The sequence below is a fragment of the Phenylobacterium sp. genome (assembly GCF_030697305.1).
In the GTDB taxonomy this organism is placed as follows: Bacteria; Pseudomonadota; Alphaproteobacteria; order Caulobacterales; family Caulobacteraceae; genus Phenylobacterium.
In genome coordinates this window covers 24,653-39,563 of record NZ_JAUYQL010000087.1, presented here as the reverse complement: position 1 = coordinate 39,563, position 14,911 = coordinate 24,653, and the positions used below count along the sequence as shown (strand labels likewise).

Genomic DNA, 14,911 nt, shown 5'->3' with positions numbered 1-14,911 from the left:
CGCTGGCCGCGGCCGATCGGGATCAGGGTGTCGATGGCCTTCAGGCCGGTCTGCACAGGCTCGTGCACCGACTTGCGGGGGATGATCCCCGGCGCCTTCACGTCCACGCGGCGGCGTTCGGCGACATCGGTGATCGGGCCTTTGCCGTCGATCGGCTCGCCCAACGGATTGACGACGCGGCCTAGCAGGCCACGGCCGACCGGCACGTCGACGATCTCGGACAGGCGGCGGACTTCGTCACCTTCCTTGATCTCGCGGTCTTCGCCGAAGATCACGACGCCGACGTTGTCGCGTTCCAGGTTCAGGGCCATGCCCTTCACCCCGGCCTTGGGGAATTCCACCATTTCGCCGGCCTGGACGTTGTCGAGGCCGAACACACGGGCGATGCCGTCGCCGACCGACAACACCGAGCCTACGTCGGATACGTCTGCTTCTTCGCCGAAGTTGGCGATCTGCGACTTGAGGATGGCCGAAATCTCGGCGGCGCGGATGTCCATAGGTCTTACGCTCTCTTGAGGGCGAACTTCAGGGAGTCGAGCTTCGAACGAAGTGAAGCGTCGAACAGACGGGAGCCGACCCGCACCTTGATGCCGCCCAGGATGGACGGATCGACGCGGGTCTCGATTTCAGGGTCTTTGCCGAGCGCCTGGCGGAGCGCGGCGGCGACGCCTTTGCTCTGGGCGGCGCTGAGCGGCAGGGCGGTGGTGACCTGGGCCGAGACGCTGCCGCGCTGCTCGGCGGTGAGCGCTTCGAACGCGGTGATCACCGCGGCCAGCGCACGGGCGCGGCCGTTGGCGGCCAGCAGGCCGAGGAATTTGCGCGTTGTCGGGTTGAACTTCGCCTTGTCGGCGATCGCCACCAGACCACGGCCTTTGTCTTCCAGACCGAAAGACGGAGAGGTCAGCAGCAGGCGCAGGTCGCGGCTCTCCGCGAGCGCCGCCTTCAGCGACTTCAGGTCGGCCTCGACGGCCGCCAGGTTCTTCTCATCCTTCGCGAGGTCGAACAGGGCCTGGGCGTATCGCCCGCCCACATTCGAGTCCTTGGAATCGTCCGCCACTTGAAATGCCCGCCCGGTGCGTATCGTTGGCCACGGCGAAGGAGCTTCGCAGCGGTCTAAAGGCTTGAAAGCGCTCGAATAAAGCACAGCGACCCGTAGGGCCTATGTGACCCCCGGCCCGAAGCCGCGCGCCTGATAGCATGCGTTCTGCGGCGCCGCAACCGAACCGCCGCCGCGCGACAGGCAATACCGTGTCCGGCGGCGTAAAGCCAGGGCGCTAGGCGGGCCGCCTTCGTTCAAGGCGCCCGCCGCATATCCGCCGTTCATCTCTCGTCAATCTTGTCGCGCGCGTGGTGCGCTTCGGCTAAAGCCGGCCGCGGCGGGGCGGCCAATTCGTTTAAGACGGGTAAGAACGACAGATGGCGAATGCTCAGTCGCCCGGCGGACGGCGGCCCCCTCCTGCGCCTCCCCGCGGCCGCGGTCCCCTGGGCGCACTGGTCTACTGGATCATGGTGCTGGGCGTCTGGGGGCTGATCTTCGCGGTCGGCTTCTTCGCGGTGTTCGCCGTCGACCTGCCCGACACGTCCAAGCTCTATGACGTCAAGCGCCAGCCCTCGATCTCCTACCTGGATCGTTCAGGCGCGATGGTCGCGGTGCGCGGCAGCCAGTACGCGCCGCCGGTCGATCTCGACAAGCTGCCGTCCTATGTCCCCAAGGCCTTCATCGCCATCGAGGACCGCTGGTTCTACTGGCACATCGGCTTCAATCCCTGGGGCATCGCGCGCAGCCAGATCTACAATGTGACGCATAAGGGCGGGCCCCTGCGCGGCGGTTCGACGATCACCCAGCAGTTGGCGCGCAACCTGTTCCTGACGCCCGCCCAAACCTATCGCCGCAAGGCGCAGGAGCTGATCCTGGCGGTGTGGCTGGAGGCCAAGTTCTCCAAGAAGGAGATCCTCTCCCTCTATCTCAACCGGGTCTATTTCGGCGCCGGCGCCTACGGCATCGAGGCCGCGTCGCAGCGCTACTTCGGCAAGCCCGCCTCCCAGCTCACCTTGGGCGAGGCGGCGTTGCTGGCCGGGATGATGAAGGGGCCGTCACGCTATAGCCCGGTCTCGGCGACCGAGCGGGCCGAACAGCGCGCAACCGTGGTGCTGGGCGAAATGGTGCGTTCGGGCGCGATCACCGAGGCGGAGAAGGCCGAGGCGTTCAAGACGCCGGTGCGGGTGAACCCGGTGCTGGCGAACCAGCGCGCGCAATATTTCACCGACTGGGTGGACGACCAGGTCCGCGCCCTGGTGGGCGAGCCCACCGAGGACCTGGTGGTGGAGACCACGCTGGACCTGCCGCTGCAGGCCGCGGCGGAGGACGCGATCCGCAAGGGCGTCGCCGCCGCCAAGAACGAGCGCGTCGAACAGGCCGCCCTGGTGGCGCTGGACGGCGAAGGGCGGGTTCGCGCCTATGTCGGCGGCGCATCGTACGCCCAAAGCCAGTTCGACCGCGCGACCATGGCCAGGCGCCAGGCAGGTTCGTCGTTCAAGCCGTTCGTCTATCTGACCGCCATGGAGCAGGGCCGCACGCCGGAAACGCCGGTCGCCGACGAGCCGATCAAGATCGGCAACTGGGAGCCGAAAAACTACACGGGCCGCTACCTCGGCCCGATCACCCTGCAGACCGCGCTCGCCCAGTCGATCAACACCGTGGCCGCCAGACTCGCCAACGAGGTCGGCACCGGCAATGTGGCGGCGACGGCGAGGCGCCTCGGCATCACCTCGCGCATTCAACTCGACCCCTCAATGGCGCTGGGCGCGGTGGAAGTCAGCCCCATGGAGATGGCCCAGGCCTATGCGCCATTCTCCAACGGCGGCTTTTTCGCCAAGGGCTACGGCGTCGAGCGCATCCGCACGACGGCGGGACGCGTGCTCTACGATCACAGCGTGGAAAAGCCCGAGCGGCGCCCGGTCATCGGCTCTCCTGCGCTGCAGTACATGAACCAGATGCTGCGCCAGGTGGTGAGCGGTGGCACTGGCACGCGCGCGCGGGTCGCCGGCTTCGACCTGGCCGGCAAGACCGGCACCACCAGCGATTATCGCGACGCCTGGTTCGTCGGCTATACCGGCGGCTTCGTCACCGCGGTGTGGGTCGGGCGCGACGACAACAAGTCGATGCGCAAGGTCACCGGCGGGGGCGCGCCGGCGGGCATGTGGCACGACTTCATGGCCGCGGCCCTGCCCAAACTCCGCACCCAGCCGATCCCCGGCGGCGTGATCGCGCCGCCCCCCGTCGAGAATGATCCCATCGGCGACCTGATCGCCGGCGACGGCGCAGCCCCGCCGCCGGAAGAGAACGTCCCACTCCCGATCCAACCGGAACACGAGGCCGCGCCGTTCTAGGGCGCCCCGCTAGCCGCCGACGCCGTGAAGCCAGGCGCCCTGGGCGCGGAGCCAGGCGCGGTGCGGTCGGTGGTCGCCGACCAGGCTCTGCACGTGACCCCAAAACCGCGGTCCGTGGTTGGCCTCAAGCAGGTGGGCGCACTCGTGGGCGGCCACGTAGTCGGCGACCACGAACGGAGCCAAGGCCAGACGCCAGGAATAGCGGATCTTCGGCGTGGGCCCGGGGGTGCACGAGCCCCAGCGGGAGCGGGCGTCCATCACCGCGATGTCGGGCGTGGGCCTGGCCAGCGCGGCGCAATGCACGGCTGTGCGATCGCTCAGGACATCCAGGGCGCGGCGCTTCAACTGGCGGACCACGGCGCGGGTGTAGCCTTCGCCTTCGCCCATGGCGGCGATGCGGGCGGGGGCGTCGGCGCTGGCCGGCAGCCATCGCGCGCGACCCTGACTCTGTTCCAGCCGCACCGGCTCGCCGAACACCGACAGCATCGCTCCGGGAACCAGCGGCGTGGTCTTGGGGAACTCGGCCAGCCGCTCGACGATCCAGTCGCCGCGCTCGCGGGCGAAGGCGACGGCGGCCGGCAGCAGGCGCTGGGACGGCGCCACGGCGATCACCTCGCCGCCGCGGCGATCCAGCCGCAGCGACACGCGCCGGGCGCGCGGATTGACGCTCAGTCGAACGGTCGCGCCGTCAACCTGCAGTCGATCGCCGTCGGCGAATCCGCGCCCTGTCCGAAACATCGCCTACAGAGTTAGGCGGCCTCTTCGCGCCTGTCGAAGCCCTTTTCGCCGCGACGCACGAAGTCGCGCACCCGGGGATAGATCTCTTCGTTGAAGCGGCGGCCGTTGAACACGCCGTAGTGGCCGACCTTCGGCTGGACGTAGTCCATCTTCATGTCGTCAGGCAGGTTTGAGCAAAGGGCGTGTGCGGCCTGGGTCTGGCCGATGCCGGAGATGTCGTCGTTCTCGCCTTCGACGGTCAGCAGGCCGATGTCGCGGATCGCATCACAGCGCACGAGGCGCCCACGATGCATCAGCTCGCCCTTGGGCAGCAGGTGTCGCTGGAAGACGATGTCCACTGTCTGGAGGTAGAACTCCTCGGTGAGGTCGAGGACCGACAGGTACTCGTCGTAGAACGCCAGATGGCTCTCGACGGAGTCGCCGTCGCCGTCCATGAGCTGCTGAAGGTAGCGCCAGTGGGCCTCCTGGTGGCGTTCGGCGTTCATCGACATGAAGCTGAACAGCTGCACGAAGCCCGGATAGACCCGCCGGCCCATGCCCGGATATGGCGCGGGCACGGTGTAGATCATGTTCGACTTGAACCAGGCGAAGGGCCGTTCCTCGGCGAGCTGGTTGGTCACGGTGGGCGACAGGCGCGCGTCGATCGGCGAGCCCATGATGGTCATCGTCGCCGGGCGGGAGGGATCATTGTCCTCGGCCATCATAGCGGCGGCGGCCAGCACCGCGGGTCCCGGCTGGCAGACAGCGACCACATGCGGACGCGGACCCAGCACGCGGAGCATGTCGCGGACGTGGTCGACGTAGTCGGCGAATTCGAAGCGGCCTTCCAGCACCGGCACGTCGCGAGCGTTGATCCAGTCGGTGATGAACACCTCGTGGTCTTGCAGGAACGCCTGGGCGGTGCCCCGCAGCAGGGTCGCGTAGTGGCCGGACATCGGCGCGGTGATCAGCAGCGGCGGATCGAGTTCGGTGCGGCCGGCGCGCCGCAGGTCCGACACGTCGCGCGAGAAGTGGACCAGGCGGCACCAGGGACTGGTCCAGACCACCGTCGGACGAACCCGTACCGAAACCCCATTGATCTCCACGGTCTCAATGCCCCATTCCGGCTTGCCATAGCGCCGGGTGAGGTTCGCGATCAGGTCGGAAGAGGCGAAAATGCGACGCCCGATGTCGGTGTCGCGCGCAGGGTTCAGCGGCGAGCCCCATAAGTCCCGGGTCAGCCGCGTCGCGAAGCGGAAGGGCGTGCTGGCGTAGTAGCCGGCTTCATAGAGCGTATAGAGCATGGCGCCATCAACTTTGTGCAACGCAGCATATGCGGAAGCCGGTTAACGGAGTCCAGCATTCAACAGTTCCGCGCCGCGGGTCCCTGACGCATCGCCTTGCCGACGCGCTCGGCTGTCTGTTCCGGCGTCAGTCCCATGGGCAAGGCGCACACGAAGCGACCTTTCGGGTTCATCAGATAGGTCACCGTGGAGTGGTCCATCTGCATGTGGCCGTCCGCGTGGGCGCTTTCCTGGTGATAGACACGGTAGGCCTTGGCGACGGACGCAGCCTGCGCCGGCGTGCCGGTCAGGCCGATCGCGCCCTTGGGAAACGCCGGGTTCGACAGGTACAGGGCCATCTGCGCGGGCGTGTCGCGCACCGGGTCGACGCTGATCAACACCACGCCGAAGTCGCGTGCGCGACGCCCCAACTGCTCCTGAGTCTGGGCGAGGCCATAGAGCGTCGTCGGGCAAACGTCGGGGCAGTGGGTGAAGCCGAAGAACACCGCATTCCACTTGCCCTTGAGCAGGCTCTCGTCGACCGATCGGCCGGATTGATCGACCAGCTGGAACGGACCGCCGATCACTTCGGCCGCCTCCGGTCGGCCAGCGACACGCGCGCCGAGCACGGCGGCGAGCGCGACTGCGACCACGACACAGGCGGCGATGATCCACAGAACGCGACGCTTCAAACCCGATGTTCCTTCATCAACCGCATCGCCGGGCGCCGACACGCCCTTTAGGGCTCGTCAGGACGAGCGTTACGGGCGATCCTCGCCAATGATGGCCAGCATCGGGACATCCGCCGCCCCCAGACCCGCCGCCGGCCTCGATAGGCCCGGCCCGGAGGCTGCGCAAGCCGAGCCGGACTGGCGTTCAGGCGGCGGACGGGACAGCCGCCTGCGGCTGCGCACCGTCGTCACCCTGCGCTGGCTGCTGATCGGGCTGGAGAGCCTGGCGCTGGCCGCAGGGTGGGCGACGGGCTTCGAGGCCCCCTATCCTCTTTGCGCCGCTGTGATCGGCGCCACCCTGTGGATCAACATCCTGACCGGCGTCTCCTCGCCGGGCCAGCGGGTGTGCAGCGTCTGGGAGGCCACCGCCCACCTGTCGCTCGACATCTTGCAGATCGCCGCCCTGGTGTTCTTCACCGGCGGCGTGGTGAACCCGTTCGTCCTGCTGTTGATCGCTCCAGTGACGCTAGGCGCCGCGACCCTGCCGCGCGCGCCGGTGCGGGTGCTGGGCGCGCTGGCCTGCGTGGCGTCGGTGGTGCTGGCGCTTTTGCTGTGGCCGCATGGCGCAGCGCAGGTGGCGTTGAGCCATCGCGCCCTGGCCGCTGTGGCCAACATCGCCGGTATCGCCCTGATCGCCGGCTGCGTGCGCCAGGCGGCCGAGGAGTCGACGCGGATGGCGCTGGCGCTCGACGTCACCCAGGCGGTGCTGGCGCGCGAGCAGCGGCTGTCGGCCCTGGGCGCCCTGGCGGCGGCGGCGGCCCACGAGCTCGGTACGCCCCTCGCCACCATCGCCATCGTCGCCAAGGAGCTCGGCCGCGAAGCGCCAACCGCCTCCGTGAAGGAGGACGCCGACCTGCTCGTCGCCCAGGCCGACCGCTGCCGCGAAATCCTGCGGCGCCTTACCGAGACCCCCGACGCCAGCGACGAGGTGCATGAGCGCATGAGCCTGCGCCAACTCGTACACGAGGTGATCGAGCCGCATGCCGGCGCCAAGGGCGTCCGCGTGGAGGCGATCGTCACCGGCGCGGCAGGCGTGAAGGCGCCGGACATCTGGCGGATGCCGGAGATCCTCCACGCGCTCACCTCCTTCGTCGAGAACGCGGTCGACTTCGCCAATTCGGAAGTGCTGGTCACCGCGCGCTTCGACGCCGAGGGCGTGTCGATGGAGGTCCGTGACGACGGGCCCGGGTTCTCGGCCGAGGTGCTGGCTAAGCTGGGCGAGCCGTACGTGACCACGCGGCCGGGTGCGGAAGGCTCGCGAACCGGCCACATCGGCATGGGTCTGGGCTTCTTCATCGCCAAGACGCTGCTCGAGCGCACCGGCGCCGTCGTCGCGTTTCAGAACGGCCGGCCGCACGGCGCCGTGGTCTCCGCGCGTTGGCCGCGAACAAAGATCGAGGTCGGCGGCCAATGAACACGTTCATGGCTTGCGGAACGCGTCGGCTCAGCGACATGATGCCGCACCTTCCCGTAGGCCCGCTGCGCTCTTGGGTTGCAACATGACCGATATCTCCGCCGCCATCGCCGCTCTCGCCGACAAGTCGCTCCTGGTGCTGGACGACGACGCACCGTTGCGAACCCGGCTGGGGCGGGCGCTGGAACAGCGCGGCTTCGAGCCCGTCCTGGTCGGCAGCGTCTCCGAGGCGGTCGCGGCGGTGAAGTCCAAGCCGCCGGCCTACGCGGTGCTGGACATGCGGCTGGACGACGGTTCCGGCCTGAGCGTCGTGGAGGCGGTACGCGAGGCCAGGCCCGACGCCAAGATCATCATGCTGACCGGCTACGGCAACATCGCCACGGCGGTGGCGGCGGTGAAGGCCGGTGCGGTCGACTATCTCTCCAAGCCTGCCGACGCCGACGATGTGGCCAGGGCGCTGCTGGCCCATCCGGACGAAAACCCCGCGCCGCCCGAAAACCCGATGAGCGCCGACCGGGTGCGCTGGGAACATATCCAGCGGGTCTATGAGCTGTGCGGCCACAACGTCTCGGAGACCGCGCGGCGGCTGAACATGCACCGCCGCACCCTGCAGCGCATCCTGGCCAAACGCGCGCCGCGCTGAGGACTACTCCAGCAGAGTCGCCGGCGAGCCGCTGGCCCTGAGCGCGGCGAGCCTGGCGAAGGCCAAGGTCAGCGCCCTGCGCCGTGCGCCCGCCAGCGGAACCAGCGGGGCCTCGCGCAACACTGCGCCGCCAAACCCGTCGGCGACGATCAGGCCGGGCTCCTCAGGCAGGATGTGGCGCGGAAACTCCGGCGCGACCGCGAAGGCGAAAGCATCGCAATAGGGCAGGTACTCACCCCACTTCAGGTCGGTGCGGAAATCCTCCAGGCTCGACTTCACCTCGACAATGAACAGACGGCCCTTGCGCGAGATCGCCATCAGGTCGGCGCGCCGCCCGTTGGGAAGGGTCACCTCTGCGAGAGGCGCATAGTCCAAGGCGGCCAGCAGGCGCGCGGCGCCCCGCGTCACAGCCTGGGTGGTCTCGGGTCGCGTGGCGATCAGGGCGGCGGAAGCGTCCATCGCGATCGATCCTGTTCGGCTTTCGTTCCCGATGCAAGCTCGAGAGGAAAACTCACCGCCCACCGGCGCGTCGTGCTACCCGCCCAGGCATGAATTTCGACCTCCTGCGATTGCTGGCGGCGAGCGCGGTGGTGTTCAGCCATTGCTTCCCGCTGGCCGGACTTCCGGCCATGGCGGCGCCGGGGATCGAGGATTTCGGGGCGCTGGGCGTCAGTGTGTTCTTCGTGATCAGCGGCTATCTAGTCACCGGCAGCTACCAGCGCGACGCGCGCGGTTATCTCCTCAAGCGCCTGCTGCGCATCGAGCCGGGACTGATCGCCTCGCTGGTGGTGACGGTGATCGGCTGCAGCTTGCTCACCCTGGAGCCGTCCTACTGGAGTCTTCCGCAGACCTGGCTCTACGTGCTGCGCAACGCCCTGCTCTATCCAGTGACCTACGATCTGCCAGGGGTGTTCGCCGACAATCCCTTCCCGCATGCGGTCAACGGGGTGCTGTGGACGCTGCGCCTGGAGTTCACCTGTTACCTGGCGCTGATGCTGGTGCGGGCGAACCGCACTGCGGTGGCGATCGGCGCAGGGCTTAGCGCCGCCGCGTTCCTGGCCATCCCGCTGTTCATCCCTGCGTGGGGCGACGAGGCGGCCAGTCGCATAACCTTCCTGGCGGCTCGCAATGGCTACCTGTTCTGCGCGGGCTCGCTGTTATGGCTCTATGCGCCGAAGACCCCGCTTTGGCTGGGGATCGCGGCCTGGGCGGCGTTCCCATTCGCAGGCCCGATCGTGCTGCCGCTGGCGGTGATCGGCGTCGTGCGGCCGGGGAAGCTGCCGGCCGACTTGAGCTACGGCGTCTACATCTACGCCTTCCCGCTGCAACAGGCGCTGGCGCACTACGGCATGCTGAACTTCGCCAGCGCGATGGCCGCCACCTTGCCGTTCGCCGCGGCGTCCTGGTTCCTGGTGGAGAAGCCGGCGCTGGGCCTCAAGGCCCGGTTCGGTCAATCTCGGGCGGGCAGCGGCAGCTCCAGCCGGCCGACGTCATAGCCGAGCTGGCGGATGCGGCTGAGCGCTTCGGCCTTGGCCTGGGAGCCTAGCGCGGGCCGGCGCGACATCAGCCACAGGTAGTTTCCACCTGGGGTGCCCAGCAGCAGCCAGCCCTGTTCCGGGCGATTGTCGATCACCCAGTACTCCTGGCTGATCATGCCGCCGAAGAAGCTCATCTTGAACTTGGCGTTGGTGCTGGCGTCGAGCAGCTTGGCCTTGGCCTTCCACTCGGTCTTGGGCGCGGCCAGCGAGCCCTTGCGGCAGGTTTGCAGCACGGAGAATCCGTCGGTGGATCGGACCCAGTCGACGGTTCCGGCCTGGCAGCCGCGCTGGGTCTTGTTGGGCAGGCGCGCGACCTCGTACCAGCGGCCCATCATCTTGCTGAGGTCGACCCGGGCGGTCGGCTGCGGCGCCGCGGCGAAGGCTTGTCCGCACAAGGCGACAGCCGCGATGGCGGCGACAGCCAGTGATCTGAGGGGCTTGAAGGTCATGGGAGCGGGGATGCACCGGAGCGGCTGAACGGCGACTGAACGCGCCAGGGTAACACGGACGGGCTCGGCCATCATGCGCCGACGCGAACGGGGTGCCCGCCGAATCCGGCTATTCCGCGGCGATCAGCCCGTCGTTGGCGGGGCGGCCGCGGAAGTTGATCGCGCGCAGATAGCGCACGCCCTCGGCGGCGATGTCGTCGCCCACCATCTGGTCGCCCTCCCGGTGCAGTTCGTCCAGGTCGACGTAGGTGGCGTAGAAGGCCCGCGTCCGCTCGGTGATCACGCCGGCCTTCAGCAGGGTCTTCACCAGCACACGGAAGATGTTGGTCTGCTCGCGCATGGTCTCGCGGCGCTGGTCGTCGGTCATGATCTGCGCCATCTCGGCGATCACCCGATCGGCGTCGAGGCCGAACGCTGCATAGAGGTCGAGCTGCTGGGTCGGCGCGACCAGGTTGAAAAGCAGGGTCTGAAAGCAGTGCGCGGCCCAGTCCTCAATGGTCGCGTGTTCCTCGGCGGTCAGGTGGGGGATGGTGCGCTCGGCCCAGATCTTCCCGAATTTGTGGTGGAAGGCCTCGTCGGTCATCACCAGTTGCAGCAGCCGCTTGCCCAGGGGGTCGCGGATGTTGGCGTAGAAGGTGGCGAAGGCGCCCATGGCCAGGCCCTCGACCAGCATCTGCATGCCGACGATCTTCTTGTAGACCTGCGGTGCGCCGACGATCTCGACAAGCAGGTCCTTCAGCGCCGGCCCGCAGGCGACGGGGCGACCCCAGCGGGCCTTGATGTAGAGGGCGAAGGCGGTGACGTGCCGCGCTTCCTCCCGCGTCTGGTTGGCGGCGTATTCCTGCGCGCCCTGGTCCTTCAGCACATGACAGAGCGAGGCCGAAAGGTTCAGCGCTCCCTGCTCGCCGTGCAGGATCGAGGAGAACGAGCGCAGCACCGACTGGTTGACGAACCGCACCCGGGTCTTCCAGTCGCTCAAGGCCTCGGAGACATAGACCGTCTGCATCGAGGCGATCATCTCCTCGGGCACCAGCATTTCGTTCTCCATGTCGAACGGCGTGGAGAAGTCGATGTATTTCGGGTCCAGCGGATTCCAGAAGTGGTCGTGGGTTGCGGCGATGATCTTGTCGAAGGCGTTCGAGCGATCGTTGTAGCGATCAAGCTCCAGCATGGACTCGAAGTCGTCCGGCGCCACAGAATCGTAGATCAGGTCCTTGGTGATGTCGCTCCCGGCCATCGCGCTTCTCCCGTCGCTGATCTCTATTTTATTGTTGGGCCAAGGGTGAGCCGATAGGTCCGAAAGGTCAATAAAATGACGGCTCCGTCACCTTGCCTAGGCGGGCGCGGTCTCGATTCGGTCGATGTCGTCGTCGGACAGGCCGAAGTGATGGCCGATCTCGTGCACCAGCACGTGGGCCACCAGATCCGGCAAGGCGACGTCGCCCCGCTCGACCCATTCGTCGAGGATCGGGCGGCGATAGAGGAAGATCATCGCACCGGCCGGGGCCGGGTCCAGCACCGACTGGCGCATCAGATCGACGCCCTGATAGAGCCCGGTCAGCTCGAATGGATCGTCGATCTCCAGCTCATCCAGCACCTCGGCGTCGGCGAAGTCATCGACGCGGAACACCACGTCGCCGACCATGGCGCGGAACTCCTCCGGCAGGGCGGCGAACGCGGACTCGGCCATCGCCGCGAGATCGTCCAGCGAGGGCGCCAGGGCCCCAAACGACTCACTCATCCGGCACCACGATATGCGGCGCTTCGGGCAGGCGGACCTCGAACAGGCCGATGTCCAGCGCCTGCTGCGGCTTGAAGGGGCGCAACGGCTGGTCGGCCATGGCGCGCAGAGTCTCGGGCGGCAAGGCTGAGGCCTCCCCGCTCCGCCGCGCGCGCCGCGCCTGGGGCGCTTCGGCGACCCGATCGCCGGCGATCCGCCAGTAAGAGACCTGCAGTCGCCAGACGGTGCGCGGCGCAGGCCGCGCCGCCGGCCATCGGCGGCCGTCGCTGTTGGCCGGGCTGACCGGGGCCAGTTCGGCGCGCTGAGCCGGCGCCACAGTCTCGGCCAGGCGGCAGAACCGGTCTTCCGCCGCCAGGCCCGGCGTGGCGTCCTCCAACCTCGGCGCATAGGCACCCAGCGCCGCCTCACGCGTGGCGAAGGCTGGACCGACCGCCTCGCTGACGAAGGCCACGTCGCGCCCGGCCAGACTGCGCGCCTGGCTTTCGCGCGCCGCACGGCCGCGCGGCGCGGCCAGCGCCGCCTCGCCATTCGCCGCCACCGGATAAAGGATCGCTGTCATTGATCTGATCATCGCCGAAAAGCGGCGATAACGGAAACGCGTCGCACGTGCGAGGGTGCGAGGCTCAGCCTATGTTCGTCGCAGACTGATTCGCTTGTCGACCCGGGCGGGCGTCGATGGAACCTCGATGAGTCAAACCGATCTGATCCTGCTGGCCGCCGCGGGCGCGGCCTCGCTGGTGATCTGCGTGATCCTCTGGACCGTGGCTCAGCGGCGCGTTGGGCTGGCGCGAGCAGCCATGCTGCAGGACCGGCTGGGTGCGCTCGAGGCGCGCGCCGAAGCCGCCCAGGCGTCGGCTGAAGCCTTCGATTCCGCCCTGCTGGCGGTCGAGGAAGGTCACGCCATGCTGGCCTCCGGCCGCGAAAGCCTGGCGATCTGCGCGACGGCGCTCGGCCTGACAGCCCCCGATCCCCAGACCCTGGTCAATGCGCTGATGCGCGCCGACCCCGATCACGCCAGGCGGCTTCGGGCCCTGTTCGAACGCGGCGAGCCCTGCGCCTTCGAGGTGCGCGGGTCGGGCGGCGTGGTCTCGGTGGAAGGCCGCGCGGCCGGCGCGCTGGCCTGGCTGCGGCTATCGGCGGTGAGCGGGGACGACTCCGGCCTGCCGACCGCGCCGCGCTTCGCCGCCCTGCTGGACAGCCGCCCGACACCGGCCTGGCTCGCCGCCGCCGACGGGTCGCCGATCTGGGTCAACGCCGCCTGGCTGAAGGCGGTCGGTCACGTCAGCCTCGATGAGGCCGCGGCCGCCGGCGCAAGTTTCGACAAGGCCGCCGACGCGCTGGCCAGCGAAGCCGCCAACCTCGGACGGGTGCGCGACAGCGTGCGTTGGGCGACCCTCGACGGCCGCCGCCGCGCCTTCCACATCACCGCCCAGCCGCTGGAGGGTGGCGGCGTCGGCGTGTGGACCGAGGACACCACCGAGACCGAGGAGCTGCGCGAGGCGATCAAGCGCCACGCCGCGGCCCATGACGAAACCCTGAACCACATCGCCGACGCGGTGGCGATCTTCAACCAGGACAAGCGGCTGACCTTCCACAACACGGCGTTCGCGGAGCTGTGGGGGCTGGAGCCGGCCTGGCTCGCCGAGCGCCCGACACATGGCGAGGTCCTGGACCGGCTGCGCCAGCGCCGGCGCTTGCCGGAGACTGCCGACTACGGCCGCTGGAAGGCTCAGGAGCTGGGTCGCTACGAGGCCCTCGACATCGCTCCGGACGACCTGTGGAGCCTGCCTGACGGGCGCACTCTGCGCGTTGTGCGCCAGCCGCACCCGATGGGCGGGCTGCTGCTGCTGTTCTCCGACATCACCGACGAGTTGAAACTCAAGGCGCAGTACAACGCCCAGATCCAGGTCCAGCAGGCGACCCTCGACAAGCTGAACGACGCCGTCGCCGTGTTCGGCTCGGACGGCCGGCTGCGGCTGCACAACGAGGCGTTCGAGCGGTTCTGGAACGTCACCGCCGCCCAGCTCGACCTGGCCGGCGACTTCGAGGGCGTCGTCGAGCTCTGCGTGCCCAGATTGCACGACCTGCAGTTCTGGCGAGACCTGAAGGGCCGCGTCGCCGACCCGGACCCCGAGGCCCGCGCGCCGGTCTCGGGCGAGGTGAAGACCTCGGACTCGCGCATCGTCATGTATCAGTCCCGACCGCTGCCGGACGGGGCGACCCTGATCGCCTTCACCGACGTCACCGACGCCAAGCGGCTGGAGAGCGCGCTGGCCGCGAGGTCTTCGGCGCTGGCCGACGCCGAGCGGCTGAAACGCGACTTCGTCGGCAACGTCTCCTACGAGCTGCGCACGCCGCTCACCACCATCATCGGCTATTCGGAACTGCTGGAGCGGTCGGGTGAAAACCTGTCGGAACGCGGTCGCAGCCACGCCGCCGCGGTGCGCACCGCCGCCACCCAGCTCGCGCGTTCGATCGACGACGTGCTCGACATGGCCCAGATCGACGCCGACGAGATGGCGCTGGACCTGGAGGACGTGCGGGTCGGCGAACTGCTGGACGAGGCCGCCAACCGCTGGGCCACGGAAGCGGTCAGCGGCGAAGTCACGATGGTGGTGGAGTACAAGGACGACATCGGCCTGATCCGCGGCGACGCGCGCCGGCTAGGCCAGATCCTCGACCACCTGGTGGAGAACGCGGTGCGCCAGACGCCGCCGGGTGGCAAGGTGACCGTCTCCGGCCGCCGCACCCTGGGCGAGATCCAGCTTCAGGTGGCGGACACCGGGCGCGGCATACCGTTCCACGTGCAGGCGCACATCTTCGACCGTTTCGTCGGACGCGAGCGCGGCGGGCCGGGACTGGGGCTGGCGCTGGTGAAGGCTCTCACCGAGCTGCACGGCGGCTGGGTGGCGCTGGAGAGCGAACCGGGCGCGGGCGCGGCGTTCACCTGCCACCTTCCCGAAGAAGCCCAGGCCGCTGCGGCGCACCCGGAGCTGGAATTCTAG

The 14,911-nt window shown here is 68.7% G+C and carries 14 protein-coding genes and 1 pseudogene; 5 read left to right on the top strand and 10 right to left on the bottom strand.

All coding sequences use genetic code 11. From position 1 onward, the window contains the following. Both Q8R27_RS09430 and Q8R27_RS09425 read right to left on the bottom strand, forming a co-directional pair. A pseudogene (locus Q8R27_RS09430) lies at positions 1-497 on the bottom strand (F0F1 ATP synthase subunit alpha); the annotation flags it as partial. A gap of 5 nt (positions 498-502) precedes the next feature. Then, entirely contained in the window at positions 503-1,057 is a 555-nt protein-coding gene (locus tag Q8R27_RS09425) for a F0F1 ATP synthase subunit delta (RefSeq protein ID WP_305698779.1), read from the bottom strand. Between the two features lie 359 nt (positions 1,058-1,416). Between Q8R27_RS09425 and Q8R27_RS09420 the strand changes: the two genes are divergently transcribed. After that, the gene (locus Q8R27_RS09420) at positions 1,417-3,390 is read left to right on the top strand and encodes a transglycosylase domain-containing protein (protein ID WP_305698778.1); all 1,974 of its coding nucleotides are present in this window, start codon (positions 1,417-1,419) and stop codon (positions 3,388-3,390) included. A 9-nt stretch (positions 3,391-3,399) separates the two neighbouring features. On the opposite strand, the gene Q8R27_RS09415 is transcribed toward Q8R27_RS09420, so the two are convergent. The 3 genes from Q8R27_RS09415 to Q8R27_RS09405 are packed head-to-tail and all read right to left on the bottom strand — an operon-like array spanning position 3,400 to position 6,082. Then, positions 3,400-4,128 (bottom strand): M48 family metallopeptidase, encoded by a 729-nt coding sequence (locus Q8R27_RS09415; RefSeq protein ID WP_305698777.1) that lies wholly within the window; start codon positions 4,126-4,128, stop codon positions 3,400-3,402. 11 nt (positions 4,129-4,139) lie between these two features. Continuing rightward, positions 4,140-5,411 carry a polyhydroxyalkanoate depolymerase gene (locus tag Q8R27_RS09410; protein ID WP_305698776.1) on the bottom strand — a complete coding sequence of 424 codons (1,272 nt, stop codon included), beginning with the start codon at positions 5,409-5,411 and terminating at the stop codon, positions 4,140-4,142. 59 nt (positions 5,412-5,470) lie between these two features. Beyond that, a complete protein-coding gene (locus Q8R27_RS09405; protein WP_305698775.1) occupies positions 5,471-6,082 on the bottom strand; it encodes an SCO family protein in 612 nt (203 codons plus the stop codon). Between the two features lie 91 nt (positions 6,083-6,173). Between Q8R27_RS09405 and Q8R27_RS09400 the strand changes: the two genes are divergently transcribed. Both Q8R27_RS09400 and Q8R27_RS09395 read left to right on the top strand, forming a co-directional pair. Further along, the gene (locus Q8R27_RS09400; protein ID WP_305698774.1) at positions 6,174-7,535 is read left to right on the top strand and encodes an ActS/PrrB/RegB family redox-sensitive histidine kinase; all 1,362 of its coding nucleotides are present in this window, start codon (positions 6,174-6,176) and stop codon (positions 7,533-7,535) included. An 85-nt stretch (positions 7,536-7,620) separates the two neighbouring features. Further along, positions 7,621-8,178 (top strand): ActR/PrrA/RegA family redox response regulator transcription factor, encoded by a 558-nt coding sequence (locus tag Q8R27_RS09395; protein ID WP_305595849.1) that lies wholly within the window; start codon positions 7,621-7,623, stop codon positions 8,176-8,178. A 3-nt stretch (positions 8,179-8,181) separates the two neighbouring features. Here Q8R27_RS09395 and mmcB read toward each other — a convergent pair whose 3' ends face one another. Continuing rightward, positions 8,182-8,637, bottom strand: coding sequence for a DNA repair putative endonuclease MmcB (gene mmcB, locus Q8R27_RS09390; RefSeq protein ID WP_305698773.1), 456 nt, complete (start codon positions 8,635-8,637; stop codon positions 8,182-8,184). Between the two features lie 89 nt (positions 8,638-8,726). Here mmcB and Q8R27_RS09385 point away from each other — a divergent pair, with 89 nt between their 5' ends. After that, entirely contained in the window at positions 8,727-9,674 is a 948-nt protein-coding gene (locus Q8R27_RS09385; protein WP_305698772.1) for an acyltransferase, read from the top strand. Here the strand turns inward: Q8R27_RS09385 and Q8R27_RS09380 are convergent. The 4 genes from Q8R27_RS09380 to Q8R27_RS09365 form a co-directional block, all read right to left on the bottom strand. Next, complete coding sequence (locus Q8R27_RS09380) at positions 9,629-10,165, bottom strand: lipocalin family protein (RefSeq protein WP_305698771.1); 537 nt, start codon at positions 10,163-10,165, stop codon at positions 9,629-9,631. The two genes, Q8R27_RS09385 and Q8R27_RS09380, sit on opposite strands and share 46 nt — an antisense overlap. A gap of 109 nt (positions 10,166-10,274) precedes the next feature. Further along, positions 10,275-11,402 carry a ferritin-like domain-containing protein gene (locus tag Q8R27_RS09375; protein ID WP_305698770.1) on the bottom strand — a complete coding sequence of 376 codons (1,128 nt, stop codon included), beginning with the start codon at positions 11,400-11,402 and terminating at the stop codon, positions 10,275-10,277. A 96-nt stretch (positions 11,403-11,498) separates the two neighbouring features. Then, positions 11,499-11,906 (bottom strand): metallopeptidase family protein, encoded by a 408-nt coding sequence (locus tag Q8R27_RS09370; protein ID WP_305698769.1) that lies wholly within the window; start codon positions 11,904-11,906, stop codon positions 11,499-11,501. After that, the gene (locus Q8R27_RS09365; protein WP_305698768.1) at positions 11,899-12,465 is read right to left on the bottom strand and encodes a hypothetical protein; all 567 of its coding nucleotides are present in this window, start codon (positions 12,463-12,465) and stop codon (positions 11,899-11,901) included. Before Q8R27_RS09365 ends, Q8R27_RS09370 begins: the two co-directional genes overlap by 8 nt. Before the next feature lie 127 nt (positions 12,466-12,592). Between Q8R27_RS09365 and Q8R27_RS09360 the strand changes: the two genes are divergently transcribed. Then, entirely contained in the window at positions 12,593-14,911 is a 2,319-nt protein-coding gene (locus tag Q8R27_RS09360; protein ID WP_305698767.1) for a PAS domain-containing sensor histidine kinase, read from the top strand.

Bases quoted from the DNA above. Each gene is read 5' to 3' on its own strand.
- Q8R27_RS09375 (WP_305698770.1), bottom strand. From the start codon at position 11,402: ATGGCCGGGAGCGACATCACCAAGGACCTGATCTACGATTCTGTGGCG.
- Q8R27_RS09395 (WP_305595849.1), top strand. From the start codon at position 7,621: ATGACCGATATCTCCGCCGCCATCGCCGCTCTCGCCGACAAGTCGCTC.
- mmcB (WP_305698773.1), bottom strand. From the start codon at position 8,637: ATGGACGCTTCCGCCGCCCTGATCGCCACGCGACCCGAGACCACCCAG.
- Q8R27_RS09415 (WP_305698777.1), bottom strand. From the start codon at position 4,128: ATGTTTCGGACAGGGCGCGGATTCGCCGACGGCGATCGACTGCAGGTT.
- Q8R27_RS09420 (WP_305698778.1), top strand. From the start codon at position 1,417: ATGGCGAATGCTCAGTCGCCCGGCGGACGGCGGCCCCCTCCTGCGCCT.
- Q8R27_RS09365 (WP_305698768.1), bottom strand. From the start codon at position 12,465: ATGACAGCGATCCTTTATCCGGTGGCGGCGAATGGCGAGGCGGCGCTG.
- Q8R27_RS09385 (WP_305698772.1), top strand. From the start codon at position 8,727: ATGAATTTCGACCTCCTGCGATTGCTGGCGGCGAGCGCGGTGGTGTTC.
- Q8R27_RS09370 (WP_305698769.1), bottom strand. From the start codon at position 11,906: ATGAGTGAGTCGTTTGGGGCCCTGGCGCCCTCGCTGGACGATCTCGCG.
- Q8R27_RS09380 (WP_305698771.1), bottom strand. From the start codon at position 10,165: ATGACCTTCAAGCCCCTCAGATCACTGGCTGTCGCCGCCATCGCGGCT.
- Q8R27_RS09400 (WP_305698774.1), top strand. From the start codon at position 6,174: ATGGCCAGCATCGGGACATCCGCCGCCCCCAGACCCGCCGCCGGCCTC.
- Q8R27_RS09410 (WP_305698776.1), bottom strand. From the start codon at position 5,411: ATGCTCTATACGCTCTATGAAGCCGGCTACTACGCCAGCACGCCCTTC.
- Q8R27_RS09360 (WP_305698767.1), top strand. From the start codon at position 12,593: ATGAGTCAAACCGATCTGATCCTGCTGGCCGCCGCGGGCGCGGCCTCG.